We start from the raw sequence: 22571 nt of genomic DNA on the forward strand, positions 1-22571 counted from the left end.
CCAATAACTAAGACTACGTAGACCATGAGTCAATTTTTCCAGATTCACCCCGAGAATCCGCAATTGCGCCTGATCAAACAGGCGGCGCAGATCATCCAGTCCGGCGGCGTCGTGGCCTTGCCCACGGATTCCTGCTACGCGCTGGTGTGCCAGCTCGACGACAAGGGCGCCGTTGAGCGCCTGCGCCGCATCCGTGGCGTGGATGAAAAGCATCATCTGACCCTGCTGTGCCGCGACTTGAGCGAGCTGGGCTTGTATGCCCGCGTGGACAACCGCCAGTTCCGCCTGCTCAAGGCGGGCACGCCGGGCGCCTATACCTTCATCCTGGAGGCGACCAAGGAAGTGCCGCGCCGCCTCAGCCATCCTTCGCGCAAGACCATCGGCCTGCGCGTGCCGCAGCACCGCATCGTGCAAAGCCTGCTGGAAGAACTGGGCCAGCCCCTGCTGGGTGCGACCCTGACCCTGCCTGGCGACGAAGACAGCCTGACGGATGCCGACACCATCCGCGAACGGCTGGAAAAGCTGGTCGACCTGATCATCGATGGCGGCGTCTGCGCGCATGGCCCCAGCACCGTGATCGACCTGACGGGAGCGGAGCCGGAAGTGGTGCGCGTGGGACGGGGCGACCCGGCCGTGCTGGGCTTGTAGTCGCTGGCGCAGGGCGCGGGATTTACCTATCTTTAATGGCAACATAAGAAAGTGCCTGGGACGCCTCTGGTAGAATCGCGGTCATGAGCGATTTCAATACGATAGTCCAGACCGTTGCGGTGTACCTGGTGCCGGTGCTGTTTGCCATTTCCCTGCACGAGGCGGCGCACGGCTATGCCGCCAAATACTTCGGCGACCCCACGGCCTCGAACGAGGGCAGGCTGAGCCTCAATCCCATCCGGCATATCGATCCTTTCGGCACGATCTTGCTGCCCTTGATACTGTATTTCACGATCCAGGTACCGTTCGGCTATGCCAAGCCGGTGCCCGTCGATTTCAGCCGCCTGCGCAATCCGAAGAAGCAGATGGCGTGGGTGGCGTTTGCCGGTCCTGGCGCCAATTTCGTCATGGGCTTCGGCTGGATGATCACTTTTGTTGTCCTGAGTGTCCTGCCGCCGACGGAAATGGGCATGTTTTTCCGCAAGATGGCCGGCGCCGGCGTCAGCGTGAATGCGGCCATGTTTGTCTTTAACCTGATTCCCGTGCCACCGCTCGATGGCGGGCGCATCATGACGGGCTTGCTGCCGATGCAGCTGGCGCGTCCTTACGCCAGCATCGAGCGCTACAGCCTGTATGTCTTCGGCGCCCTGGTGCTGCTGATGTACACGGGCATCTTGAACCGCGCCCTGCTGGCGGCGATCGAATTTGTGATTGGCATTTTTGTCACCCTGGTCACACCCCTGACGGCCATATTGACTTGAAACAAGCAACTGGATGGTCGTAAATAATTGATGGAAGTACCGATGCAAGTAACTGAACCAACAATAGAAACTGAAGCGATTTCGGGCTGGGTGCGCCGCTGGGCACCCCTGATTCCGGGCGGCGAAGTGCTGGACCTGGCCTGTGGCGCCGGCCGCCATGCGCGCCACCTGGTCAGCCTGGGCCACCCCGTGATCGCGCTCGACCATGATCCGGAAATGCTGGAAAAGGCGGCCGGCACGGGCATCACCACCTCGCTGGTGGACCTGGAGGCACCGGGCGCCGTATGGCCGTTCGCGCCTGGCCGCTTTGCCGGCATCGTCGTCACCAATTATCTGCACCGGCCTTTGCTCGAAGCGATGGTGACCAGCCTGGCGCCCGATGGCGTGCTGCTGTACGAAACCTTCGCCGAGGGTAACGAGCAGTTCGGCAAGCCGTCGAATCCGAAATTTTTGCTGAACGAAGGCGAAATGCTGACCTGGGCGGTGCAGCACGGCTTGCGTGTGGTAGCGTACGAGGATGGGCGCGTGGAACAGCCAAAAGCTGCTCTGGTGCAACGAATTTGTGCCGTCCGGCCGGATTTTCCACGGTTGGCAGCCTTGCTGCCGACGTTTTGAGCGGCCATACTATGTCAGAATGCACCACAGGCGCGGGCTATCCGCTACAATCGTTGTTTTATTTATCGGCGCTATAAACTTACTATGATCAAGGGCAGCATTGTAGCAATCGTCACCCCGATGCACGCTGACGGCAGTCTGGACTTTCCAGGTCTGCGCAAGCTGATCGACTGGCATATCGCCGAGGGTACGGACAGCATCGTCATCGTTGGCACCACGGGCGAATCGGCAACAGTGAGCGTGGAAGAACACTGCGAACTGATCAAGTTGACCGTCGAACATGCCAAGGGACGCATTCCTATCATCGCCGGCGCCGGTGGCAACTCCACGGCCGAGGCCATCAAACTGACGCGCTATGCCAAAGAAGCGGGCGCCGATGCTGTCTTGCAAGTGGTGCCGTACTACAACCGTCCTACGCAGGAAGGCATGTACCAGCACTTCAAGGCCATCGCCGAAGCCGTCGACATTCCCGTCATCCTGTACAACGTACCTGGCCGCACCGTTGCCGACATGAGCAACGAAACCATCGTGCGCCTGTCCGCCATCCCGAATATTGTCGGCGTGAAAGATGCGACCGGCAATATCGGCCGTGGCATCGACCTGCTGCGTTTGGTCCCCGCGGGCTTCGCCGTGTACTCGGGCGATGATCCGACGGCCATGGCGCTGATGTTCTGCGGCGGCCACGGCAACATCTCCGTGACGGCCAACGTGGCGCCGCGCGCCATGCACGAACTGTGCGTCGCAGCCATGGCCGGTGAGCGCGCCACGGCGATCGCCATCAATAACAAAGTTTTTCCCCTGCACCAGAAATTGTTTGTCGAGCCCAATCCGGTGCCCGTCAAATGGGCGCTGGCCGAAATGGGCATGATGCCAGCCGGCATACGCTTGCCACTGGTGCCGCTGGCTGAAAATTGCCATGCCACCGTGCGCGAGGCCTTGCGCGACGCTGGCATCCTGTCTTAAGCCGAACTTCAAGCCCGGGCTTGACCAGTCCGGACCTTCCCTGATTCCAGCTGCTACTTAGCTTCTTATCCAGTTACGACATGACTAATTGCAAGAAAACCATACCGGCGCCTGCCACCATCGCCGTCCGCGGCATTATCATCGGCGCCGTCGCAGCCAGCCTTGCGGGCTGTGGCATGATCAGTTCGGTAGTCGGTGGCGACAAGGTCGACTACAAGTCGGTCAAGAAAGCCAGCACCCTGGACGTGCCGCCTGACCTGACGCAATTGCAGCAGGACAACCGCTACTCCCTGCCGGATGCGAAAAACGGCGTGGCCACGGCTTCCGGCTACAACGCGCAGCGCAGCGCCACGGCCGGTACGCCCGTCGTCGTGGGCGCCGACGGCGTGGTGGGCGTCGTGCCTGTCACTGCCGGTGGTGTGAAGGTCGAGCGCGCGGGCAACCAGCGCTGGCTGGTCGTCAAGCAGTCGCCTGAAGTACTGTGGCCGCAGCTCAAGCAGTTCTGGGAAGATTCCGGCTTTACCGTCGCCCTCGATCAGCCGACGGCTGGCATCATGGAAACCGAGTGGAACGAAAACCGCGCCAAGATCCCGCAAGATATCATTCGCAGCACGATCGGCAAGGCTTTCGACGGCCTGTATTCGAGCGGCGAAAAAGACAAATACCGTACTCGCGTGGAGCGTCTGGCCGACGGCTCGACCGAAATCTACATCAGTCACCGTGGCGTGGAAGAGGTCGTTACGGGCCGCGACAAGGAAACCACCACCTGGACCGCGCGTCCGAACGATCCGGGCCTGGAAGCGCAATTCCTGGCCAAGCTGATGACGCGCCTGGGCGCGGCCAGCGACGATGCGCAGGCGAAGACGGCTGTCGACGCCGCCATCGTGCAGCCGCAGCACGCCAAGCTGGTGGGCCAAGCCGCCACGCCGGCGCGCGCCATCGAAGTCGATGAAGGCTTCGACCGCGCCTGGCGCCGTGTCGGCCTGGCGCTGGACCGTGTCGGCTTTACGGTGGAAGACCGCGACCGCACGCAAGGCACGTATTTCGTGCGTTACGTCGATCCTGATGTCGTCAAGAAAGATGGTTTCTTCTCGAAACTGTTCAGCTGGGGCTCGTCGTCCGACAAGGACAAGGAAGCGCAGCGTTACCGCGTCCTGGTCAAGGCCGGCAATGGCTCGAACAGCCTGGTCAGCATCCTCAGCAACGAAGGCCAGCCCGATACCTCGCCAGTGGCCGAGAAGATCCTGGGTTTGTTGAACGAGCAGTTGAAATAAATGGTGTGGCAGCGGCAGGTTTGAAAACCTGCCGCGCATTAAAAAGGCTGGCCCGGGAAACCGGGGCAGCCTTTTTTATTGCCGATAGTCAGCGTTTTATCCTGCGGATAAAACTGCGGACGCAAAAAAGCCGACCCGAGGGCCGGCTTTTCCTAGTGCTGGGTGCTAAATTACTTAGCAGCCGATGCAGCAGCCGAAGCAGCCGAAGCAGCGTCGGTAGCGGCCGAAGCGGCAGCCGAAGCAGCAGCAGCAGCGTCGGTAGCGGCCGAAGCAGCAGCGTCAGCAGCAGCAGCTGGAGCAGCTTCAACTACTGGTGCGGCTGCTGGGGTTTCAACTACTGGTGCTGGTGCAGGAGCTTCTTCTTTTTTGCTGCAAGCAGCCAGAGCAACAACCATCAGGGAGGCGATCAGCAGGGATTTTTTCATTTGTTTTCCTTAATTATTTCAAAAAATAAATCAATATTGTTGCGATGAATAATTACCGGTAATTATCGCTCGTTAGGTCGTCTTCGAAGGCTTTTCGTACCAGGTGGTGCCTGCCAGACAACGGAAACTTCCTAACCGAATATTATAGCGATTTTTGGTGCGTCGCAATAGGAGCAAGAGGCAAATTCGCAACTATTTTGTGATATCGCAATATTTGCCGAAGCAAATTGCAAGCAAGTGTAAGCGATTTGCGAAAGCACGACAAAACGATATAAAAATAATATGTTTCATTGTGCTGGCGCAGATGTTGTCTTTTTACCTGCTGTCATACCACTTTGCTACGCCACGATCATTCAGGCCAGTTCGATCCAGCCATCCTGGTACCAGGTATATAAGGCATCCATCACGTCATCGGAAGCCTGGGCCACGGCGGCGCCATCGAGCGCGCGTTCGTTGGCCAGGGTTTCCAGGGCCGTTTTATCGGCCTTGCCAATGGCAAACGATTCGCCATTGATGAAGACATTCTTGCCACGATACAGCATCAGCGTCTTGCGCGACAACACGACGCCCTTTTTCTGTGCGGCATCCGCGAAACGGCCCACCGTCAGCGGCTTGGACAGCGGCGTGAAAAACACATTGTGTTTCGGTTCCGACAGGTGTTCGCCCAGGAAGATGGTCACGTCTTCTTCCGTGAAGCGCACCTTGTTGATTTCTTCCGTGATGGTGCTGAGCATTTCACGGGGGATTTCCGCCGGCTTGCCAGACGCTTTCAAGTCGGGATCGCTGTAGATGCCCGGCAAGTCGATCGAGTCGGCCATGAATTGCAGGAAAGCTTCGCCCAGTTCCTGGAACGTGGGTGAGCGGAAGCCGATCGAATACGTCTGGCAGTCGCCGATGGCCACGCCGTCGTGGGCGTAGTGGGGTGGCAGGTACAGCATGTCGCCCGGTTCCAGCGTGAATTCTTCGTTGGGCGTGAAGTTGCTGAGGATTTTCAGCGGCAAGCCGTCGATCAGGCTCAGATCCTTCTGCGCGCCGATGCGCCAGTGGCGCTTGCCCTGGCCTTGCAGCAGGAACACGTCGTAGGAATCGAAATGCGGGCCCACGCCGCCGCCATCGGTGGCGAAGCTGACCATCAGGTCGTCCAGGCGCGCGTCCGGCAGGAAGCGGAACTGGCGCAGCAGGGCGTCAGCCTTGGCGCTGTGCAGATTGGCGCCCTGCACCAGCAAGGTCCATTCCTTCTGTTTCAGCGAGGGCAGGCTGGCCAACGGACCTTGCTGCATGTTCCAGTGGCCATCCGCATGGCTGACCAGGCGCGATTCGACGTGGTCGAGGGTAGCCAGCTCGGCCAGGGCCTTGAAATCGAACAGGGCCTTGAAGCCAGGCACGGCTTGACGGATCAACAAGGGCTTTTTATGCCAGTAGTCGCGCAGGAATTGCGCCGGCGTGATATCGCCGAGGAGAGTTAATTTTTTCATGCGCCCATTATAACAACCGGAAATGCAGGAATGCGCCTGCCGTTGGCGGCGTGAAGGTATAATTTGCCAGCTTATACAATGAAAGGAAGCATAATGAAGATTGCCAAAAATACGGTCGTGACTGTCAACTACAAACTGTCAGACGCGCAAGACAATCTGATCGAAGACGGCCGTCAGCCGATGGTCTACCTGCACGGTGATTATGAAAACACCCTGCCGAAGATCGAAGAAGAGCTCGACGGCAAGGAAGTTGGCTATTCCAACACGATCCAGATCGAACCGGATGATGCTTTCGGTGAATACGATCCAGCCCTGGTGAAGGTCGAGCCGCGCAATCGCCTGCCTGAGCCGCTGGAAGTGGGCATGCAGTTCGAAGGCATGCCGGAAAGCGATTCGCCGGACGAAGAAGCGATGATTTTCACGGTGACCGATATCGCCGACGACAAAGTCGTGCTGGACGGCAACCATCCACTGGCCGGCATCGCGCTGCGCTTCTCGCTGACCGTCGCTGACGTGCGCGAAGCCACCGACGAAGAAATCGCCCATGGCCACGTGCATGGCGCACACGGCCATGACCATGGCGATGAAGATGGCGATGATGAAGGCGACGAGGGCGATCACTTCCGCACTCATCCTATCCATTAATATCGCTTGTTCCAGGCCGGCTACATGCCGGCCTGTTTGCTTATGCGCTAGCGGCGCACAGTCGACGCCTTGGCTCTTGCCTGCGCCGTTGGCCTGACGGCCCGTTGACGCACCTCAAAGAATGGTGTCTTGCCTGGCCGTACGGCGATGGCGGACCAGTCGTTGTCGATGCTGACGTGGCCCAGGTTGCCTTTCCAGCTGATTTTCGGCCCGCCAGCCCTGGCCGCGGCCTTTTTACTCTTGCCATCCTTGCCGTCCGCGTCGCCATCGCGCTGCGTATCGACCAATAACACCTTGCCGCTGAACTTCTTCGCCAGGGTGCGGATCTGCTTGCGCGGTCCGGCAAAGCCATCCTGTTTCGAACTGAAGCTGGGCAGCAGCGAATTGTCGTCTTCGTCCAGTACGCCCACATCCCCATCGGAAAACAGCACGATGCCGTCGAGTTTCTTGCGCTGTGCCATGGCGAACAGGCGCTGCAGCCAGGAGCGGTTGGCCACCAGGCGGTCTTCGAATTCGCTGTTGCGTCCCGCTTCTGGCAGGAAATGGTTGTTATTCGCGGGCAGGTTGACGGTGGCAAACAGCACGCCACCGTATTCCCAGTGGGCGTTTTCCGCATAGCTGCGGAACTTCGCCGTCGATGACAGCCGCGACAGGGTCAGCTTGCGCTGGCCCAGGCTCTGGTCGTCGGCAAAATACACGTCGCGCAAGCGGTTCAGGCGTTCGATGGCGTTGACCCTGCCGCGCGAATTGCGGCAGTTGGCCCAGTCGCTGGCCGACAGCGAGACGATCAGCGGCGGCCCGCTGGCGTCCAGCACCTCCTTGCGCTGGCTGTACAGCTTGTCGCTGCAGGACTCGCTGGCGGCCTTGATGCCGGTAGCCACTACGAAGGAGGCATTGAAGGCGCTCGTTTCCGCGATGGCTTTTTTTAACGGGCCATCGTCCGGTCCGGCATTGAAGGAATGGCCCAGCACGGCAAACTCGAAGCCGGCCTGGTCGCTTGGCGCGGCCAGCGCCACTTGCCATGGCAGGCTGGCGACCAGCAAGCCGGCAGCCAGCAGGCGTAAGCCAGCGATGCTGCGCCGTATGGTCATGCGGCGGCCAGCCGTTTCAACTGGTACAACTGTTCCAGTGCGTCGCGCGGCGTGAGCGCGTCAGGATCGAGGTCGGCGATGGCGTCGAGCAAGGCTTGCTGCGCCGCATTCAGCGCGGCCAGCGGCGCCGCTTCCTCTTCTTCCGCTTGCGCATACGGATCGGCTGCCGGCGCGGCGAACAGGTCGCGCTGCGGCGTGGCGTCCAGCGCTTGCGCTTCCAGGCGCGCCAGGTGCTTGCGCGCGGCCTTGATCACGGGTTGCGGCACGCCCGCCAGTTGCGCCACCTGCAAGCCATAGCTTTGCGAGGCGGGACCGGCTTGCACGGCGTGCAGGAAGACGATGCTGTCCTTGTGTTCGACGGCGGACAGATGCACGTTGGCGGCGCTCGGGTGGCTGTCCGGCAGTTGCGTCAGCTCAAAGTAGTGTGTGGCAAACAGGGTGAAGCTGCGGCTGCTGTCGATCAGATGGCGCGCGATGGCCCACGCCAGGGCCAGGCCGTCGAAGGTCGAGGTGCCGCGGCCGACTTCATCCATCAGCACCAGCGAGTGTTCTGTGGCGCCGTTCAGGATGGCGGCCGATTCCGTCATTTCCACCATGAAGGTCGAGCGTCCGCCCGCCAGGTCGTCGGTGGCGCCGATGCGCGTGAAGATGCGGTCGATGGGGCCGATGGTGGCGGACGCGGCCGGCACATAGCTGCCCACGTAGGCCAGCAGGGTGATGAGTGCCACCTGGCGCATGAAGGTCGATTTACCGCCCATGTTCGGGCCGGTAATCAGCAGCAGGCGGCGCTCGTTGACGAGGCGGCAATCGTTGGCGATGAAGCGTTCGATCTGCTTTTCCACCACCGGGTGGCGGCCCTCGACGATGTTGATGCACGGCTCGTCGACCAGTTGCGGCGCGGCCCAGTTGTGCTGCTGCGCGTGTTCCGTCAGCGCATTCAGGGTGTCGAGCTGGGCCAGGCCCTGCGAAATCGTCTGCAAGGTGCCGATGTGCGGCGCCAGCTCGGCCAGCAGCAAGTCGTACAGCAGTTTTTCGCGCACCAGGGCCTTGTCTTGCGCCGACAGGGCCTTGTCTTCGAACACCTTGAGTTCCGGCGTGATGTAGCGCTCGGCGTTTTTCAGGGTCTGGCGGCGGCGGTAGTCGTCCGGCACCTTGTCCGTCTGGCCGTGCGTGACTTCAATATAGAAGCCGTGCACCTTGTTGTATTCGACGCGCAGATTGGCGATGCCCGTGCGTGCGCGTTCGCGCGTTTCCAGGTCGAGCAGGAACTGGCCCGCGTTTTCCGACAGCGCGCGCAGTTCGTCCAGTTCCGCGTCAAAACCCGTGGCGAAGACGCCGCCGTCGCGCACCATGGCAGCTGGTTCTTGCGCCACGGCGCGCACCAGCAAGTCCAGGCAGGCGGCCGGTGTCGCCAGTGCCGTGTGGATGGCGGCCAGCAAACCGGTTTCGCCGCCCTGGCCGGGACCATAACAACGGACCACGTCGCCGCGCAGGGCCGGCAGTTGTAATAAACCGTCGCGCAGGGCGGCCAGGTCGCGTGGACGCGCCGACAGCAAGGCGATGCGCGTGGTGATGCGTTCGATATCGGGCACTTGCGCCAGGGTGGCGGCCAATGGCCCCGCCGCTTCGCTTTGCGCCAGCGCGGCAATCGCTTCATGGCGCGCGCGCGCCACGTTCTGGTCGCGCCGCGCATGGTGCAGCCAGTGGCGCAGCATGCGCGAACCCATGGCGGTGCGGCAATGATCCAGCAAAGAGAACAACGTAGGCGATTCCTGGCCGCGGATGGTTTCCGTCAGCTCCAGGTTGCGCCGCGTGGCCGCGTCCAGGCCGATGAATTCGCTTTCCGTTTCCGTCGTCAGGGAGCGCACGTGCTGCAAGCCGCGACCCTGCGTCGATTGCGCATAGCGCAGCAGTGCGCCGGCCGCGCCGAACGCGGCGCCGAGACCATCGGCGCCAAAACCGGTCAAGGTCGCCACGCCCAGCTGGTCGAGCAGGGCCTTGTGGCCGCCCACCACGTCAAAATGCCAGTCCGGCACGCGGTTGATGTGCGTGCCCGCGTAGTCGTCGAACAGGTTGCCATTGTCACCGCTCAAGATTTCGGCCGGCACGATGCGCTCCAGCTCCTGCTGCAAGCGCGCGGCCACGGTGCTGCTGTCGCCGGAAAACTCCATCAGTTTCAGTGCACCGCTGGCCAGCGACAGCCAGGCCAGGCCCGTGGTGACCGTCTTGCGCTGCGTGATGCTGCACATGGCCAGCAGCGGGCGCTCTGCCTTCTCGGGCAGCAAGTCTGCATCCGTCAGGGTGCCCGGCGTGACCACGCGCATGACCTTGCGCTCGACAGGACCCTTGCTGGTGGCCGGGTCGCCGATCTGTTCGCAAATGGCCACCGACTCGCCCAGCTTGACCAGCTTGGCCAGATAGCCATCGAGCGAATGAAACGGCACGCCGCACATTTTAATCGGGTTGCCACTGGCCACGCCGCGCGCCGTCAGGGTAATGCCCAGCAGGCGCGAGGCTTTTTCCGCGTCCTCGAAAAACAGCTCGTAGAAATCGCCCATGCGGTAGAAGACCAGCATCGTTGGGTGATTTTCCTTAATGCCAAGATATTGTTGCATCATCGGCGTAAGCTTTTCAGCGGAATTCTTCTTTGCCGCAGCGGCGTTGATTTCTTTTGGGACGGTGGTCATGTGTTCTTTGTCGTTGGTCCGGCGGCAGGAAAATGCGTGCCTGCCGGGCTGTGTGTGGTGCTGTGTGCGTTCAAGGCCGCGCTGTTAGGCGATGCGTGAGTCCAAGGCCGTCATTTTACCGCTTTCGGCAGGCGGGGCGGCGTATTGCGTGCGGATGTGAAAAAGCCGCGCCGGTGGAGGTGGCGCGGCCTGGATATTGCTCGTTGGTGAAACAGTAATGCTGGGCTGACGGCGTTGCTGCCTTTGGATTACATCGCACCCAGGTCGGTGGCGCCGCCGACCGAGCCTTCCGGCAGCAGTCCGCCAGAGACTACATCGATTTCGTTAACGTTTAATTCTTGCATGGTATTTACCTCAATTTTCAGTATTAAGATGCACAAGTTGTAGCTATAGGGGCACGGTGTCCAACGTGGCTGCATGGCGTGCAATGCGGCGCCCGTCGGTAGCTGTACGGATCAGGTATCGACCTTGCCGCCCACCGACGCTTCCGGCAGCAAGCCGCCCGATACTTCCTCGATTTCACTGCCGTTTAATTCTTGCATCGCTGTCACCTCACAATTAAGACTTGCGAAATTGCAAATCTAATCCATCGTAAAACAATTCTTGCCGCATGCCAAGCCTTAAGCGGCTGCCTGCGTTTCCTGCATCACATCCTCCACGATTTTCCCCTGCTGCAGTACCACCACCCTTTGCGCCATGGCGATGGTTTCCGGGCGGTGCGCGACGATCACGCGCGTGAGCTGGATTTTCCGGATCGCCGCGTTCACGGCTTGCTCGTTGCGCGTATCGAGGTGGCTGGTCGCTTCGTCGAGCACCAGAAGTTTCGGGTTTTTATACAAGGCGCGCGCCAGCAGGATGCGCTGTTTCTGGCCGCCGGACAGGCCGCTGCCGATGTCGCCCACCAGGGTATTGAAAGCCATCGGCATGGCGGCGATTTCCGCATGCACGGCCGCCAGATGCGCGCAGGCTTGCACTTGCTGATAATTGGGGGAGGGGGCAAAGAAGCTTATGTTGTCGGCGATGGAGCCTGCAAACAGCGTATCTTCCTGCATGACCGTGCCCAGCAATTGCCGGTAGTTCGTCAAGCCCAGGCTGCCCAGCTTGATGCCGCCGATGAGGATTTCGCCTTCCGTCGGTTCCAGCAAGCCCAGCAGCAATTTCATGAGAGTCGTCTTGCCACAGCCGGAAGGGCCGGTGACGGCGATGCATTGACCGGCAGGAATGCTCAGATTGAGGCCATTGAGCACATTTGGTTCGCTGGCGGCATAGCGGAAGGTGAGGTTGCGGATTTCGATCGATGGCGAGATATCGTCCATGTCGACCTCGACGTCGCTGCCGTCTTCTTCCGCATCCGTCAGGACGATGTCGGCCACGCGCTCGCCATGCAGGCGCAGCATGCGCAGCTCGAACAGTTTGTCGACCAGGCTGGCCATGCGCTGGCTGAACTGGTCCTTGTAGCTGATGAAGGCGAACAGCATGCCCACCGAAAAGCGGTTGTCCAGCACGGCCAGCGCCGCCATCCAGATGACGATCACCCGTTCGGCGCTGAACAGCAGGGTATTGGCCGTCTGGTAGGACACAGATAATTTGGCGATGCGCAGGTCGGCATTGAACTGGTCGGCCAGCGCGTTGGTCCAGCTGGCGCGGCGCTCTGCGGCGCGGCCGAACAGTCGGATGCTCTGGATGCCGCGCACCGATTCGAGAAAATGCGTCTGCTGCTTGGCGGCATGAATGATCTGTTCGGCCGTCGCTTCGCGCATGGCATTGAACAGGGCCCAGCGCAGCAACACATACAGCAGCACCGCGATGCAGGCCACGCCCGCCAGCAACGGGCTGTAGACCAGCATCATGCCCAGGGTGGCCAGCACCAGCACGCCATCGATGGCGCCTTCGACGAATTGCGTCGTCAGGCTGCGCTGCATGGTCTGGATGGAATTGAAGCGCGAGACGATGTCGCCGGTATGGCGCTTCTCGAAATACGGCAGCGGCAACTTTAAAAGGTGAGCGAAGGCATTGCCCAGCCATTGCAAATTCAAATTAGTGGCCAGCACCGTGGTGATCCACGAGCGCACGGCGCCAATCGCCGTCTGTATCAGCACCAGCAGCAAGAAGCCGCAGCCAAGCACGGTGATCAGGTCGCGGTCGGCGGCCAGCAGCGCCTCGTCGACCAGCCACTGCATGTAGAACGGCGCTACCAGCGCGCACACCTGCAAGGCCAGGCCCAGCACCAGCAATTGCAGCAGGCCGCGTTTCAGGCCCACCACGCGCCCCATCAGCGAGAGCAGGGAAAACTGCTGCTTTTCCTCAGCCTTCTTGAACTCGGCGGTGGGCGTCAGCTCCAGCGCCACGCCAGTAAAATGTTTCGCCACTTCGGCCAGCGGCAGGCGGCGCTCGCCCACGGCCGGATCGTGGATCACGGCATGGCTGCCGGAGACGGACTTGAGGACGACAAAATGGTTCAAGTCCCAATGCAGGATGGCGGGCAGCTTCAGCTCGGGCAAATGCTGCATGTCGAGTTTCAAGGGCCGCGTATGCAGGGCCAGCCCCTGCGCCATCGCCATCAACCCTTTTAAAGTGACGCCCTTGAGGGAGACGGAAAAGCGCCGGCGCATGCTGGAAATGTCGGTCTGGTGGCCCCAATAGCTGGCCACCATCGACAGGCATGCCAGGCCGCATTCGGCCGCTTCCGTTTGCAGCAGGACGGGCAGGCGCTGGCTGCGCCAGAAAGACAGGTGGGCGAGATCAGGGAGGTGCATGCGGCGCAGACGTAAAAAGTGAAAAGAGAGCGGGTTGGCTTACAAGCGCCCGGAAATGCTGAACAGGGGTTCGAGCACCCATTCATACAAGCGCCGCTGCTCCAGCAGCACGCTGGCGTCGACCAGCATGCCCGACTTCAGGGGCAGGGTTTCGCCATACGCCTGCACGCTCTGGCGCTGCAAGCTCAGGCGGATGCGATACAAGGGTTCGCCATTCGTACCGCTGACGGCGCCCGGCACCGCCAGTTCTTCGGGCCGCAATGAGGTGCTGGCCACTTCGCGCACCAGCGCCGGATACTGGCCAAATTTCTGGTAGGGGTACGCCTGGTAGCGCAGCAGTACCGTCATGCCCGGCTTGATGAAGCCGACCGAGCGCGACGGCGCGTAGATTTCCGCCTCCAGCTGGGCGCCTGCCGGCAGCACGGAGGCGAGCACGCTGTTGGCCGCCACGGTCTGGCCCAGTTCGGTGGTGATGGCCGTGACCATGCCATCCTGCGCTGCGCGCACCAGGATTTCGCGGCGCGCCTCGTTCTCAGTGAGGTCTTGCTCGATGGCGGAGACATTGCGCTGCAAGCCTTCCGTGTCGCGCTGCGCCTGCACCTGCAAGTCGCGCACGTCGGCTTCCGTAGTGGCCAGGTCGCGCTGGCTGGCCGACTTGATGCGCTGTAATTCCGCCAGGCGCTGGTGCTGGTCCAGCAGCTCGGCCTGCTTATCCTGCAGTTGCGCGGATGAAATGTAATTGGTGGCGTGCAGATCGCTGTAGCGCTGGTAGGATTGTTCGGCCAGGGTAATGCGGCGCTGCTGCAGCGCGATCTGGCCATCCATGCGGGCGATCTCCGCAGCCAGGTCGCCGGCGCGGCGCTGGCCCGCCACCATGCGCTGGCGCGATTGCAGGCGCGACTGCTGCAATTCCGCGTCATAGCTGTCGCGCCGGCTTTTCAGCAGGTTCGAGACGACCTGCTGGGGTGCGCCCGCATTGGTGCTGCTGCGTTCGCCCGACAGCACAAACAGCACCTCGCCCGCCCGTACCGCCTGCCCCTCCTTGACGCGCACCCCGGCGATGACGCCCGCTTGGCCCGGCATGACGCGGATCACGCCGCTGGTCGGCAACAGCACGCCTTGCGATTGCGCCTTGCGCGTGGTGCTGAAGAAGATGAAGAAAGCGACGATGGCCAGCGCGATGGCCAGGAACAGCCAGGTCAGGAACAGATGGCTGACGGGCCGCGCCAGCAGCACCGTGCCGTATTGTTTATTGCCCAGATGCTCGATGGCTTGCTGGCGGAACAGGGGCTGGACGGGCGGGGCGGGGCTGGTGGTGGCAGCAGGGACGCTGGGTTGATCACGCAAGATGATGGACTTTTCAGGTAATGAGGGCTGTAATAACGTCAGCCGTGGTATTGGCAGGCTTGCAGTTCGCCAGCGCAGTTATCTGCAAGGGTATGGCTTGGGCCTCTGGCTTACCAGTTGATATCGCCGCCAACAGAGCTTTCCGGCAGCAGGCCGCCTGCCACTGCGTCGATTTCGTTCGTGTTTAATTCTTGTATGGTCTGCTCCTTAATAATGTCATAAAATTTACGTTTTCGAAACAACAACATCGTAAAGCAATTGTTAAAAAAGGCATAGATTTATTGTGGCAGGTGCTAGTGCAAGAGTTTCCTTCCAGCCGCTGATGCAGCTTATCGCCATTGTTGCCAGGTGATAAAACAAGAGCCACGCCGGTAAATATCGGAGCGGCTCTGGATAGAGGTCTAGCTTGCGGCAGCAAAGTGCTGCCTTGCTGGAGCCACTTTACATGGTGGTGCTTCCGCCAACTGAGCTTTCCGGCATGTTCCCACCGGATACTACTTCGATTTCATGGATTTCTAATTCTTGCATATTTTAGCCTCGCTGATTACGTTGTTTTTATGTGGAATGATGTATATGGGAAATTACTCGCACTGGATAATATCAACCCAAACCCAATGAATCGCCGACCGAGCTTTCAGGCATGTTTCCACCGGATACTTCTTCGATTTCGTGTGTGTTTAATTCTTGCATGTTGTTTCCTTGCTGATGAAGTTGCTTTTCATATGGAATGATGCGTGCGGTAAGTCATTTCGCATGCTGGAGAATATTAATTCCAACCTGTCGTTCCGCCAACTGAAGATTCAGGAATATTTCCAGCTGCTATAGCTTCGATTTCGTTAACGCTTAATTCTTGCATGCTATTCGCATTAATGTTGGAAATTGAGTTATGACTTTTAGGTGCTTGGTGCTTGATTCTTGTCGCTGGAAAGATCGCCGTACATGATGGTATTAATCGAGACCTAGCGCCGCACCTACGGAACTCTCCGGCATGTTGCCTCCGGATACTTCTTCGATTTCGTATGTGTTTAATTCTTGCATGTTGTTTACTTCAATGTTAGAGATTAATCTAGGCAATTCCAACCTCGGCAGCCGTTGCCGGAGGTGTAGCTTGTAATTCTGCTGATCCACCGATCCAGTACGGCGAGTTGCTGATTTAGCTCGGAAAATAGGGATTACATCATGATATCGCCACCGACCGAGCTTTCAGGCATGACTCCGCCGGAGACTACTTCGATTTCTTCAAAGTTTAATTCTTGCATCTCTGTTGCTCCATTTTTAGGTGGATTTGCGAAATTAAATTTATCGCAAGATGGTTTTCTTGCGGTGCCAAGATGAGGCAGAAAGACCTGCGTCTTTCTTTACCTCTACCTTTAAAGTGTAATCTGGCTTGCTCGTTTAGCTCCAGTCGGAGTTGCCACCCACCGAAGTTTCAGGCATATTGCCACCGGATACTACCTCGATTTCTTCAAAGTTCAATTCTTGTATGCTATTCACCTTAATGTTGAAAGTTAATTCATGAAGTTCAGGAGCATGGCGCACACCGATGACAACGTCGCTATGCATTGCAGGATTAGCCTAGGCCCATCGATCCACCTACCGAGCTTTCAGGGTCAAAGGAAAAGACGCGCAGTTCTGGCTGCACGCCCTCGCCGCGCATGATGCGTACGGTGATGACGAAAGATAATTCCCAGCGGCCCGTTGCGTAACCGACATCGAGACTATGCTTCCATTGCTGGCGTATGCGGCGCAGTGGCGGCAGAGCAGTGTTTTCCGACTCACCCAGCAATACCTCGGCTTCGAAGTCCAGCGGGAAGTTATAGGTGGCGCCGACGGCTTGCAAGAATGGCGATGGGGGGGCATAGACCGTCGGGACATTCGGCCCGATTTGCGTCAGTTGTGGAACTGTAATAATGCAGCAATCGACGATCTGGAACGACGTGAAGCCGCTCTCCTTGGAGCCGCAGCAAGTGACGTCTAGGTAAACATGCTGGCCTTGCTGGAAGTGCACGCCGCCCATATAAGGACCGTGGCGTGGATCAGCTGTGCCGTCGCACGAAGTGAAACTGTAGTCGAGTTGGTTTGTGATTTGGTCTACATCAAAGTGTATGGATAATTTCATCCAAGGGCTTACAGGAGTCATGTTTTACGATCTCTTTTAATATTGATAATAAATTGCTGGTAGCGAGCATCTCGCCTGAGGTTCAACAGATCGGGTGCTGTTTCGATCAGATTGATAGGATAGCCAAGTCTGACGGCCTCAAGCAGCGCCGTCATGGCTGCGTCATGGTTGCCGATAAGCTCCTGCGTCAAGGCCGCCCGGAATTGAATATCGGGCAGACTTGGGGCGATGGCGATGGCCCTAGCTGCCTTTTCCACGGCTTCTTTCTTTGCGCCCACATAGGCTGAATACAAGGCCATGCGTGAGTTAACGGTGGCATCATTGGGCATTCTCGCCAAAATGGGAGAGAGCAGTTCGATGGCACGCAGATAAGAGCGACGTGAAGCCTGAGCCTGTGCAGGTATCCAACGTTGTGCATCTGCAAGATTTGCCCACAATTGATAGGTACCAGGATTGCCTTTGCTTGAAGACACTGCTTTTTCAAATGCCTGTATGGCGCCAAGATAGTCACCTTTGGCAAACAAAGAAGTTCCGAGATTGGTATAAAGCTCCCAATTTGCTTGAAACTGTAAGCCCTGTTGTAATACGCGCAAGGCTTCATCATTACGGTTTTGACGCAGGAGGACAGCATTCAGATACGCATAGGCATTTACCGACTGAGGATCAAGCTCTATGCTTTTACGAAATGCCAGTTCGGCACCGGAGTAGTCACCTTGGCGATACAGCGACGTGCCCAGTATTAAAGGAAATAGCCTTTCTCTTGGGTATATGGCGGCAGCGATGTCGAGCACCTGTTTGACAGCGTCAAATTTTTGTACACGGATGAGTAGACGTGCTTTGCCAGCAAGACCCAACAGATTGCGTGGGTCGAGGTTTAATGCAGTTGCTATGGCAGTTAGCGCCTGGTCTTGTTTTCCCTGAAGCTCAAGTATATAAGCATGTGCAACATGGGCCAGTGCCAATTGATTGTCTAGTGCAAGAGCTTGTTGAGCGCTGGCATCGGCGCGCTGCAGCCAAGTATCGTCGCGGCCATTGCCGGCATAGCGCAGGGCGAAAGCCATGGACAGGCCGGCGGAGGCAGCAGCGTTATTGGAATTGTGCCTGAGCACTGCGCTGAAGTGCTCAATAGCCTTTTCTTGGCTGCTGTCTCGATCATACACCCGCAACGCTTCCATCCCCGCCGCCATGCTGGCCATTTCCGAATACGGCGCGGGTGCTTTCTCGCCCGTGACGAACGACTTGACGGCAGGAATGATATTGGGCAGTTGCCATCCTGTCAGTATCGCCAGCAGCGCCACGCCCGCGCCCCATTTCAAGGTGCGCTTGCGGGGCAGGGGCAGGCGGATGGAGACGCTGGCGGGCGGTTCTTCTTTCGCGGGCGTCTCGTCGGCAAGGGGGGCAGCCACGGCGACAGCTTCCCCGCGCTGTGCGCCCAGCGCCTCGCGCACATCGCGCATGGTGCGTGGCCGTTCGGCCGGGTCGTGCGCCGTCATCGCGCGCACGAGGGCGTTGATGGCGGGCGGGACGGAGTCGGGCAGATCGGGCCACGGTTCCGTCGCCTGCATGTGGGCGGCGGCCAGGGCCAGGCCGTTCAGGTGGGCGAAGTGGCGCTGGCCGGCCAGCATTTCGTACAGCATGGCGCCCAAGGCATACACGTCGCCGCGCGTGTCGGGCAGGCGGCCCATCAGGCGTTCGGGCGCCATGTAGGCGATGGTGCCCTGCAAGTCGCACAGGGTGGTCGTTTGCGTCGCTTGCGGGTCGATGTGGCGCGCCAGGCCGAAGTCGAGGATGCGCACCTTGCCGCTTGCCTCCAGCATCAGGTTCGATGGTTTCAGGTCGCCGTGCACGAGGTCCATGGCGTGCGCCTCGTCCATGGCGTCGGCGATCTGGTAGGCGATGTCGAGCGCGGCTTGCAGGTCGGCCTTGCCGCTGTGCATGAACTGGCCCAGCGTCTGGCCTTCGACCAGTTCCATGACGATGGACTGGCTCGTGCCTTGGCCCTCGATGGCGAAGATGCGCACGAAGGCGGCATGGCGTAGCGAGGCGGCCAGGCGCGCTTCATTGATGAGTTTTTCGGGATGCAGCACGTCGGCTTGCGGTTTCAACCGCTTCAGCGCCACGCTGCGGCACAGCTTGGCATCCCAGGCTTCGAATACATGGCCGAAACCGCCTTCGCCCAGCAAGCGGCGCACTTCATAGTGCCCGCTGATCGTGTCGTCTTGCGACGGGGTCTGACGCAGGGAGTCGAGCAGTTCCATATACCTTGGCTTCAGAGTGCATCAGCGTGGACGGCAAGCATCGAAAAGGGTCAATGCGATGCTTGAATGCCCAAGATGATTGATTTTGAGTAACCTCCTGATTTAAAACGATTGTTTCGAATAAGTCAATTAATATTGGCAAGGAGTGAACAAAAGTTGCCAATGCAGGCGATTGCCATTTCGGCGGCGGGCAAGCCGTCAATGTGCTCGAACGCAATGACGACTGTTTCGTCGCGCCCGATAATGCAGATGGGAGCGGCACCGTATGGACCTGTGCCGCGGTATGCGCTGGACAGGAACAGGAGGCAGCATGCGTGGCGTGATCCGTTTGAACGACCCCACCAGCCATGGCGGCAAGGTGGTGGGGGCGGCGCCGAACAGTACGGTGCTGGGCGTGGCCGTGGCGCGCAAGGGCGACCCTTGCGTGTGTCCGATCAAGGGCCACGTGCGCTGCGTGATCGCTGAGGGCGATCCGCAGGTGCTGATCGATGGCGTGCCCGTGGCCTTTGACGGGCACAAGACCAGCTGCGGCGCCAGCCTGATGTCTACCGTGGGCAACAGCGGGCGCGGTTAGCTCAGGCTGGCGTCGATGGCCGTGCCCAGCTTGTCGACGATTTCATCGACATGGCTGGCGTCGATGATATAGGGCGGCGCCAGCAGGATGTGGTCGCCGTGCAGGCCGTCGATGGTGCCGCCCATGGGGTAACACATCAGTCCATTTTGCATGGCGTGCGCCTTGATGCGCGCGTGCAGGCGGCGGGCCGGGTCGAACGGCCGCTTGCTGGCGCGCTCCTGGACCAGTTCCAGGCCCAGGAACAGGCCGCGTCCACGGATGTCGCCCACGTGCGCATGGTCATCGAAACGTTGGTGCAGGCGCTCCTTGAGCAAGCCGCCCATGGCGCGCACGTTGGCCAATAAATCGTGCTCCTCGATCTGCCGCTGCACGGCCAGGGCGGCGGCGCAGGCCGTAGCGTGGCCGATATACGTGTGGCCATGCTGGAAGAAGCCTGTGCCGGCGCGGATGGTCTCGCGGATGTCCTTCGATACCATCACGGCGCCGATGGGCTGGTAGCCGGCGCCCAAACCCTTGGCGATGCAGATCAGGTCGGCCGTGATGGCTTCCTGCTCGCAGGCGAACAGGCTGCCCGTGCGGCCCATGCCGCACATGACTTCGTCGAGAATCAACAGGATGCCGTGGCGCTGGCAGATGGCGCGCATGCGCGCAAAATAGCCGGCGACGGCGGGCAGGGCGCCGGCCGTGGCGCCGACGACGGGTTCGGCGATGAAGGCCATGACGTTGTCCGCGCCCAGCTCGGCGATATGGTCTTCCAGCTCCTGGCCCAGGCGCGCCACGTAATCAGCATCCGTTTCATGCGCCTGCTGGTCGCGCCAGGTATAGCAGGGCGATACGTGGGTCACGCCAATCAGCAGCGGTTCGAACTGCTGGCGCCTCCAGGCGTTGCCGCCTGTGGCCAGCGCGCCCAGGGTGTTGCCGTGATAGCTCTGGCGGCGCGCGATGACGTGGCGGCGCTGCGGCTGGTCCCGCTCGACGAAATACTGGCGCGCCATTTTCAGCGCGCTTTCCACCGCTTCCGAGCCACCCGAGACGAAATACACGCTGTCGATGCCGGCAGGCGCACGGGCGACGAGAAAATCGGCCAGCTGCTCCATCGGCTCGCTGGTAAAGAAGGAACTGTGCGCATACGCCATGCTGGCAATCTGCTGCTGCACGGCGGCGATGACGGCCGCATCCGAATGGCCGAGGCAAGAGACGGCCGCGCCGCCGCAGGCGTCCAGGTAGCGTTTACCGTTTGCATCGATCAGGTAAGGGCCGTCGCCGCCCATGGCGACAGGGTAAGTGGTGGTCAGGCTGCGGTGGAAGACATGGCTCATGGCATCGCTTTCTTGTCGGCAAGGGGGATGGCCGAGTATAGGATGCGCTGCGTCATAATGCAACGATTGATGTATTTATTTTTAATTTACATCATTTGATGTTTTTGCGTACGCGCCCAGCGCCCGCAATTGTTTTTCCGCCGCGCCGATGGCTTGCACGGCATCGGGCCCCGCGCGCGCTACCAGCAATTCCACCAGGCTTTCCACGGCTGCGATGCCGGCCACGATGGAGGGGAAGAACGAGGGGCTGTCGACGGCGATGACGATGCTGGCATCGGCCTGCAGGGCCAGCGGCGACATGGCGCTGTCGCTGATGGCGACCACCAGGCAGCCGGCCTGGCGCGCCGCCTGCGCCACCAGCAGCGCTTCGCTCGAATACGGCGCGAAGCTGACGACGACGACGGCTTCGCCCGCTTGCAGGGCGCGCAAATCCATTTCCAGCGTGCCGCCCTGGCCGCTCAGCAGCTGCACGCTGGGGCGCAGCAGCCGGTACAGGTAGTGCAGGGTATAGGCGATGGGGTGGGCGGCGCGAAAGCCCGCCACGTGCACGCGGGGTGCCGCCTGCAGCAGGCTGGCGGCCGCATCCAGGGCGGCGTGGTTGGCGCTCTCCGTGGCGGCCAGGTTGCGCTGCTGCACCGCGAATACTTCGGTGACCAGGTCGCGCTCTTTTCCCTCTTTGCCGGCCAGCGTACCGGCTTTTGCCGCGTAGCCGCTTGGCCCCGCGCGCAGGCGCTCGACGAAGATGGCTTTGAGTTCCGGCCAGCCGGCAAAGCCCAGTTGCTGCGCCAGGCGCACCAGGGCAGCCGACTGCACTTGCGCGCGCGCGGCGATGCTGCGCATCGACGACACGGCCACTTCGTCCGGATGATCGGCCAGGTAGCGGGCGCCGGCCTGGAATTGCGGGCTCAGTTCCGCATGGCACGCCTTGATCAGGTCCATCAGTGCCGCATAGGAGTCGTGGGGTGTCGCTGCCTGCATCGCCGTGCCTCAGTTAATAGGTTGCGGCGATGGTACAGGATTCGTCAGCGCGCCGGTAGCGGCAAGCCTTGCGCCAGCGCGGCCGTGCGCGGACGCAGGCGGGCAAACAGGTGCGGCCCGGCCGGTTTGCGGCGCGGCCCCGTCGTCAGTACGCGCAAGGCGGTGGGCAGCGGCACGTCGTGGCAATGCAGGAACAGCGCGGCGGCGCCCGTGCCGGCCATTTCCTGCAAGGCCAGCGCATGTTCGACCAGCGCCGCCGTGCGCATGTCGAGCCGCACCGGGATGTCGGGTTGAAACAATTGTGTATCGACGTACCGTGCATCGCGCATGTCGTCCCCGCCGGGTTCGCTGGTCAAGCTATCAGAATAAAAGCGCTGCGGCGCCAGCACTTTGTGCGAAATCAATTCATGTGTCGGATAAATTCCACAAGGCAAAAGAAGGACGGTGAATTGGGCGCCACCCCTATGCCCCTCTGGCACGCCCTGTTGCCTGCTAATTTGTGTGAGCCAAAATAATTCATTCCTACAATTCTTGGCTTGAGGCAAATAAAGATAGTCAGGTTTTATATAGGCAATGCTAAAATTATTAAATATATATAAATATATATGTCTATATGGCAATTTCATTGCCCCGCCT

At 60.1% G+C, this 22571-nt stretch carries 20 protein-coding genes; 8 read left to right on the top strand and 12 right to left on the bottom strand.

The genetic code is table 11. The annotated features are described in order from the left end of the window. Positions 1–24: 24 nt before the first annotated feature. The 5 genes from ACP7EG_RS01265 (at position 25) to bamC (ending at position 4261) form a co-directional block, all read left to right on the top strand. Positions 25–648: an L-threonylcarbamoyladenylate synthase gene (locus ACP7EG_RS01265; protein ID WP_096237305.1), complete on the top strand. Its 624-nt coding sequence runs from the start codon at positions 25–27 to the stop codon at positions 646–648. 83 nt (positions 649–731) lie between these two features. Beyond that, complete coding sequence (locus ACP7EG_RS01270) at positions 732–1409, top strand: site-2 protease family protein (RefSeq protein WP_426086100.1); 678 nt, start codon at positions 732–734, stop codon at positions 1407–1409. A gap of 42 nt (positions 1410–1451) precedes the next feature. Next, positions 1452–2024 carry a class I SAM-dependent methyltransferase gene (locus tag ACP7EG_RS01275; protein WP_426086101.1) on the top strand — a complete coding sequence of 191 codons (573 nt, stop codon included), beginning with the start codon at positions 1452–1454 and terminating at the stop codon, positions 2022–2024. Positions 2025–2108: 84 nt separating this feature from the next. Then, positions 2109–2987 carry a 4-hydroxy-tetrahydrodipicolinate synthase gene (gene dapA / locus ACP7EG_RS01280; protein WP_071075951.1) on the top strand — a complete coding sequence of 293 codons (879 nt, stop codon included), beginning with the start codon at positions 2109–2111 and terminating at the stop codon, positions 2985–2987. 80 nt (positions 2988–3067) lie between these two features. Next, the gene (bamC, locus tag ACP7EG_RS01285; RefSeq protein WP_426086103.1) at positions 3068–4261 is read left to right on the top strand and encodes an outer membrane protein assembly factor BamC; all 1194 of its coding nucleotides are present in this window, start codon (positions 3068–3070) and stop codon (positions 4259–4261) included. A 170-nt stretch (positions 4262–4431) separates the two neighbouring features. Here bamC and ACP7EG_RS01290 read toward each other — a convergent pair whose 3' ends face one another. Together ACP7EG_RS01290 and ACP7EG_RS01295 are read right to left on the bottom strand one after the other, a co-directional pair. Further along, entirely contained in the window at positions 4432–4686 is a 255-nt protein-coding gene (locus ACP7EG_RS01290; protein WP_096237298.1) for a hypothetical protein, read from the bottom strand. A 353-nt stretch (positions 4687–5039) separates the two neighbouring features. Continuing rightward, positions 5040–6161, bottom strand: a complete 1122-nt coding sequence (locus tag ACP7EG_RS01295) for a cupin domain-containing protein (protein ID WP_071075953.1) — start codon at positions 6159–6161, stop codon at positions 5040–5042. A 93-nt stretch (positions 6162–6254) separates the two neighbouring features. Between ACP7EG_RS01295 and ACP7EG_RS01300 the strand changes: the two genes are divergently transcribed. Further along, on the top strand, positions 6255–6806 hold the full coding sequence (locus ACP7EG_RS01300; protein WP_100874027.1) for an FKBP-type peptidyl-prolyl cis-trans isomerase: 552 nt from the start codon (positions 6255–6257) through the stop codon (positions 6804–6806). Positions 6807–6853: 47 nt separating this feature from the next. On the opposite strand, the gene ACP7EG_RS01305 is transcribed toward ACP7EG_RS01300, so the two are convergent. Both ACP7EG_RS01305 and mutS read right to left on the bottom strand, forming a co-directional pair. Then, positions 6854–7897 carry a hypothetical protein gene (locus ACP7EG_RS01305; RefSeq protein WP_426086104.1) on the bottom strand — a complete coding sequence of 348 codons (1044 nt, stop codon included), beginning with the start codon at positions 7895–7897 and terminating at the stop codon, positions 6854–6856. Continuing rightward, positions 7894–10515 carry a DNA mismatch repair protein MutS gene (mutS, locus tag ACP7EG_RS01310; RefSeq protein ID WP_426087117.1) on the bottom strand — a complete coding sequence of 874 codons (2622 nt, stop codon included), beginning with the start codon at positions 10513–10515 and terminating at the stop codon, positions 7894–7896. Before mutS ends, ACP7EG_RS01305 begins: the two co-directional genes overlap by 4 nt. Here mutS and ACP7EG_RS01315 point away from each other — a divergent pair. Then, on the top strand, positions 10480–10683 hold the full coding sequence (locus tag ACP7EG_RS01315; protein ID WP_426087150.1) for a hypothetical protein: 204 nt from the start codon (positions 10480–10482) through the stop codon (positions 10681–10683). The genes mutS and ACP7EG_RS01315 overlap by 36 nt on opposite strands. Before the next feature lie 521 nt (positions 10684–11204). Here ACP7EG_RS01315 and ACP7EG_RS01320 read toward each other — a convergent pair. The 5 genes from ACP7EG_RS01320 to ACP7EG_RS01340 form a co-directional block, all read right to left on the bottom strand. Next, positions 11205–13340, bottom strand: a complete 2136-nt coding sequence (locus ACP7EG_RS01320) for a peptidase domain-containing ABC transporter (RefSeq protein ID WP_426086105.1) — start codon at positions 13338–13340, stop codon at positions 11205–11207. A gap of 39 nt (positions 13341–13379) precedes the next feature. After that, positions 13380–14687 carry an HlyD family secretion protein gene (locus ACP7EG_RS01325; protein ID WP_426086106.1) on the bottom strand — a complete coding sequence of 436 codons (1308 nt, stop codon included), beginning with the start codon at positions 14685–14687 and terminating at the stop codon, positions 13380–13382. Between the two features lie 1395 nt (positions 14688–16082). Continuing rightward, complete coding sequence (locus ACP7EG_RS01330; protein WP_426086108.1) at positions 16083–16250, bottom strand: hypothetical protein; 168 nt, start codon at positions 16248–16250, stop codon at positions 16083–16085. Positions 16251–16257: 7 nt separating this feature from the next. After that, the gene (locus ACP7EG_RS01335; RefSeq protein ID WP_426086109.1) at positions 16258–16827 is read right to left on the bottom strand and encodes a hypothetical protein; all 570 of its coding nucleotides are present in this window, start codon (positions 16825–16827) and stop codon (positions 16258–16260) included. Beyond that, positions 16824–19064 carry a protein kinase domain-containing protein gene (locus ACP7EG_RS01340; RefSeq protein ID WP_426086110.1) on the bottom strand — a complete coding sequence of 747 codons (2241 nt, stop codon included), beginning with the start codon at positions 19062–19064 and terminating at the stop codon, positions 16824–16826. The genes ACP7EG_RS01335 and ACP7EG_RS01340 overlap by 4 nt, the downstream gene beginning before the upstream one ends. Before the next feature lie 310 nt (positions 19065–19374). On the opposite strand from ACP7EG_RS01340, the gene ACP7EG_RS01345 reads away from it, so the two are divergent. After that, positions 19375–19638, top strand: coding sequence for a PAAR domain-containing protein (locus tag ACP7EG_RS01345; protein WP_099379104.1), 264 nt, complete (start codon positions 19375–19377; stop codon positions 19636–19638). On the opposite strand, the gene ACP7EG_RS01350 is transcribed toward ACP7EG_RS01345, so the two are convergent. The 3 genes from ACP7EG_RS01350 to ACP7EG_RS01360 all read right to left on the bottom strand — a co-directional run bounded on the left by ACP7EG_RS01350 (position 19635) and on the right by ACP7EG_RS01360 (position 22264). Next, a complete protein-coding gene (locus ACP7EG_RS01350) occupies positions 19635–20957 on the bottom strand; it encodes an aspartate aminotransferase family protein (protein ID WP_426086111.1) in 1323 nt (440 codons plus the stop codon). The two genes, ACP7EG_RS01345 and ACP7EG_RS01350, sit on opposite strands and share 4 nt — an antisense overlap. An 81-nt stretch (positions 20958–21038) precedes the next feature. Next, a complete protein-coding gene (locus tag ACP7EG_RS01355) occupies positions 21039–21935 on the bottom strand; it encodes a MurR/RpiR family transcriptional regulator (protein ID WP_426086112.1) in 897 nt (298 codons plus the stop codon). Positions 21936–21979: 44 nt separating this feature from the next. Beyond that, a complete protein-coding gene (locus ACP7EG_RS01360) occupies positions 21980–22264 on the bottom strand; it encodes a hypothetical protein (RefSeq protein ID WP_426086113.1) in 285 nt (94 codons plus the stop codon). Positions 22265–22571 lie beyond the last annotated feature (307 nt).

The sequence above is a fragment of the Janthinobacterium sp. PSPC1-1 genome (genome assembly GCF_049897625.1).
Taxonomy (GTDB): domain Bacteria; phylum Pseudomonadota; class Gammaproteobacteria; order Burkholderiales; family Burkholderiaceae_D; genus Janthinobacterium; species Janthinobacterium tructae.